Genomic DNA, 4,350 nt, shown 5'->3' with positions numbered 1-4,350 from the left:
GGATCACCTAATGCATAAGCATAGCTATTTACGCCACCTCTGCCAAAAGGACTCATAGAATCTGCGGCATGGAACCGCATTAATCCGGGATTATATACACGATAACCGTTACCTAAATGATAAAATCCACTCACGGGATCCTGGCGATGGCCATTAAATCCCATTGAATTTGTCGACAAACGGTTGAATCCACTTTGCTCTGTAGCCCGCGCAGGCCGTGAAGTGGCAATACCAAGCGAGGCAAGGCTTGTCGTCGCTGCCGCAATACTGGATTGTTTTAAAAAGGTACGTCTTGACTTGTTCACCGCCGTTTTACCGGCAGTATTGAACGGTACAAATGATTTATCACAGTTTTTCATAATTTATCCTTAACCTTCGCCATATGGAGTATAACTTCTGCGAGCTTTCGTTCTTTGCTCACTACCTTGTGGCTTCGTCCATGTGGTGAGGGTACTGCCTTGGGCATTCTGCAGCAAAAATTGGTGCTGATTGAAATTATCTGATGATACCGTTCTTCCAGTAACGGCTCCACCGATCTTATGGTAACTACTATGAACCGATTCTGATAATTCATTCACAAGCTCTTCGCCCTGATAATAGAGATATATTAAGGCGTTATTTTGCGTCTGAGAAACCAGTGTACCCGTCCCATCGTAGCTATAATTAGAAAGAACATTATTGTCACCATCGGAGATCGAATGCATTTGATTTAACGCATCATAGGTATAGCGACGTCCCTTTTCATCATTCAGTAAATTTCCCGCAAGATCATACTCAAATGATAGCGAACTTGGGTAATCACCATGAGTATTCGAGAGCGAGGTTAAACGAACAGGATCCAGCGCATCATAAACAAACTGCGCGGTGTTTGTTGAACTATCCTCAAAGGTGCTAATGACCCGTGTAATATTGCCATAGATATCGTAACTAAATTGCTGCCGTTGATAACTATTGCCAAATTCATCTGCAGGAGCGTTTGGCCCAGTACACTGATAATTAGTCAGCCGATGAAAAGCATCATAGGTCATGCTTTCCGTCGTGGTTTCTCCCCCTTGCTGGTAAATTTTTTCGCTGATCTGCAGATCGTCATTAAAGTTTTGAGCCAATGAGAAATCAAGTTGATCGTTAAGATAGACTTTCCGCTGCGTTTCTAAACCAATATCATTCAAGGTTATCCTTACCGAAACCATATCACTACCTTTCGCGGTATCGTAGCGGGTGACACGGCTATAGTTGTCATAGGTGAATATACTGGTGGTGGTTACCCCTGATTGTGTACTGCTTATCTGGCTTAAGCGACCATAGGAATCGTAATTATAAAGTGTGTTATTGCCAAAATAATCGGTTTTAGCAAGTAATCGTCCGGCAGGGGAATAAGTGTATAAACAACGGCGCAGCACATTATCACTAAATGTGGCTCTTTCTTCTAACAATGTACCATTATTTGCATAGACATACTGGCTATTACTATTCAGGTTTTGGTGCTGCGTAACCGCTCCGGTCAGCGGATCATGAGTATAGGTAGCATTGAGGTCGGCTTGCCCTCTGACACTTGAGTGCGTTATTACCTCCAAGTTTTTATTATAAGTGAACTCCAGTGTCTCATTTTTGGCTGTAGTGACACTCGATGGTGCAGTAAAAGTGCTATCATAGTGTCTTTGTTCAGTACCAGAGGTTGAGGTTTCAGTGGTAATCCGCAATAGACCATCATATACCCTTGATCCTATCAATGTATTATTTACATAGATAGACACAGGTAAATTATCATTTGAAAAACTGGCATATTCCGTGATTATGTCAACATTAGTGCCATCAACCATTCGTCTTATGCGAGTAGGCCTATCGGCACTATCATAAGCATACTCAGTTACATGCCCGCTTGTATCAGTGACGGTTAGCAGATTACCGAAACCGTCATAGGTATTTCTGGTATAAGCTAAGCGTCTTCCTGCACTGTCGAGTGTTTCCTTGCTTATCAGTTGTCCCGTCAAATCAAGCAAACTGATTTCTGACATCAGGCCTCTAATATCGTATCGGGTAGTGAGGCTGACCGGGCTTTGAGTAATAGTTTCCACACGACCATCGGGATGTGTTATTTTGTTAACTTCACCTCTAAGGTCATATTCGTATTGGGTAATTAGTGATAGCGTATTGTTTCCTGGCAAATAGTCCAAATCTGTTTGGCTAATGAGCTGTCCAAAGTTGTTGTAATTGAATGTCGATAGCTCACGCAACATCCCTTCACTATCGCTTTGAGAAACACTGATGGTGTTTCCTGCATTATTATAGCGTTCGACCTGTTGATTGCCTTTACTATCTGTAGTAGTTAACTGATTCAGACCTGCCCCAACGCGATAGACATAAGTCATTCTGGTTTCATTAATTGTACCAACTGCTGATGTCCTTTGAGTGATTCGGCCTAAACTGTCATAGTCAACGCTGGATTTGACACCTTCAGTATTGGTAGATTCAAACCCCTGACCATCACTAAGCCGTATTTTAGTCGAATTTGTAGCACTTAAGCCATCGTGTGTGGTGACAGTTGTCGTGGTCGTTAAGGTAGTGTTGGTATACTGGTAAACAATACTGTCAGTTGAAGTTTGGTTATTTACAGTCGTGCTCTTACTCTTAGGTTGACCATGCTGCAATGCACTAACATCGTTAAAATAAGTGTAATCTATTGTTTCTAAATAGTTCTGAGTCCTTTTCAGAACAATAAAGTTACCGCCTCCAATTTTGGGTAGAGATTGGTAAGTCATGGTGGTGGTACGCTCGACCTCACCATTAGTGGTAACAGCAGGTTGAATAGTCTCACTCTTAAGGAAAGAGACAAAACCGTTAGGCTCTGCCGGACAATTCTCGCCCTCCCCACTACTTGAGTAAAAAGTGCGAGAAACTTCATCCCCATTACTTTCTTGAATGTAGACTTGGTTACCATAGTCATCATAATTGTACCGAAAGGTATACACTCTAGAGTTACCATCCTCATAATGTGTTACACGGCTTTCTTTAAGGAGGGTATACGTAGCCGGCTGATATTCAATAGCGACATTGGTTTCAGCAAAATATAGATTGTTTTCTTGCCGATATAAGATTCCATCTCGTCGATAATCAGCACGTATTTGTAAATGATATTTGTTGTAATACCGTGTTATGGCTAGACTATTATTTATCGTTTCAGTGCTGCTATATTCATAGTCTGCCCGTGCTTTAAATAATGTATCTTCTCCGGCTATAAATGTACGCTCACTAGCAAATCCAAGATAGTTTTTATCTGAGTAGGTATAAGTGGTTACTTGAGGAAATTGATTCGCTCCTGGTAGTATTCTGTGTTCAGTAATATAGGGAGCGCTGGCTATGGGCGCATCTTCAGGCAGGCTGTGCCCGTTATGCAAATAGGTCATCCTTTCAACCATTCCAGTAGGATGAGTGACTCTGGTGATCAAGTCATATCCATTACTGGCAGCATATTCATACTCTAGGTAAAAGGTCGATTCCATGTCTGGTAATACTACGGAAGCAAGACGTCGATAAATCCCGTTATTGGCCTTTGTAACTTCCAGTTTTTGATATAGTGAATTGTTAACATTATCCGTTATGGTGACCTTTGATGGGCTAGACCAGGTATCAATAGTTAACTCGCGTCCTGCGTTATCCGCTATTTTCCACAATACCTTTTGTTGATTGTAGTCGGTGTAACTAAAATGTGTTTCCAATCCCTGATTGGATACCATTTTAGTCATTGTTCCAGTCGTATAGTCAATGAACTCCTGACGTCCATCCTTATACACTACCTTAATAGCACTCATTGAATCATCATAGAAAACCTTGACATCCTTCAGTTTTCGATAGGGAATATCATATTCATTGGTTGTCCGATTGAATTCAATTTTGAAGTTTTGCCCCGTCGATAGGGAAAGATTATTAGAATGTCGGTCAAAGCGACTGAGAGCCAACGCCCACCCACGTCCGAACCCCATATCATTTGAGCTGGAGGCACTATAATGCAACATCAAAGAAAATGTGACCCCTACTGTTTTGTGTGACAAGAACTCCGACAATTTAATTGAGAAAGAATAAGTTCCTGTTCTGGGGTCGACACCGGAAGAAATAAATTCGGAGAAGTTATTTGCGTTGGATGTGATTGACATGTTACAACCTTCGATATCAAGTAATGTAAGGGTAAGTACGATACTTACCCTTGTGCATTAGATTAAGATTTTAATTACCGGTACCGACATCTATCCGGTAATAGCCATTTCCAAAATAATCGCCTATGTCACGTCGTGTAAAAGAGAAATACCCGCGATTGCCAAAGTTATCTTCAAAATGAACTCTCTTCCCTTCAGG

2 protein-coding genes are annotated in these 4,350 nt (G+C 41.5%); both read right to left on the bottom strand.

Features of this window, described 5'->3' with window-relative positions; genetic code table 11:
• A partial coding sequence (locus ABVT36_RS18710) for an RHS repeat-associated core domain-containing protein (RefSeq protein WP_368457914.1) occupies nt 1-359 on the bottom strand: 359 nt, incomplete at its 3' end.
• A 9-nt stretch (nt 360-368) separates the two neighbouring features.
• Entirely contained in the window at nt 369-4,151 is a 3,783-nt protein-coding gene (locus tag ABVT36_RS18705; RefSeq protein ID WP_368457913.1) for a hypothetical protein, read from the bottom strand.
• Nucleotides 4,152-4,350: the final 199 nt, after the last annotated feature.

Source organism: Microbulbifer sp. TYP-18, from assembly GCF_040932045.1.
GTDB lineage: Bacteria > Pseudomonadota > Gammaproteobacteria > Pseudomonadales > Cellvibrionaceae > Microbulbifer.
The sequence above is the reverse complement of the archived record's forward strand: the minus strand, read 5'-3'. Positions and strand labels throughout refer to the sequence as shown.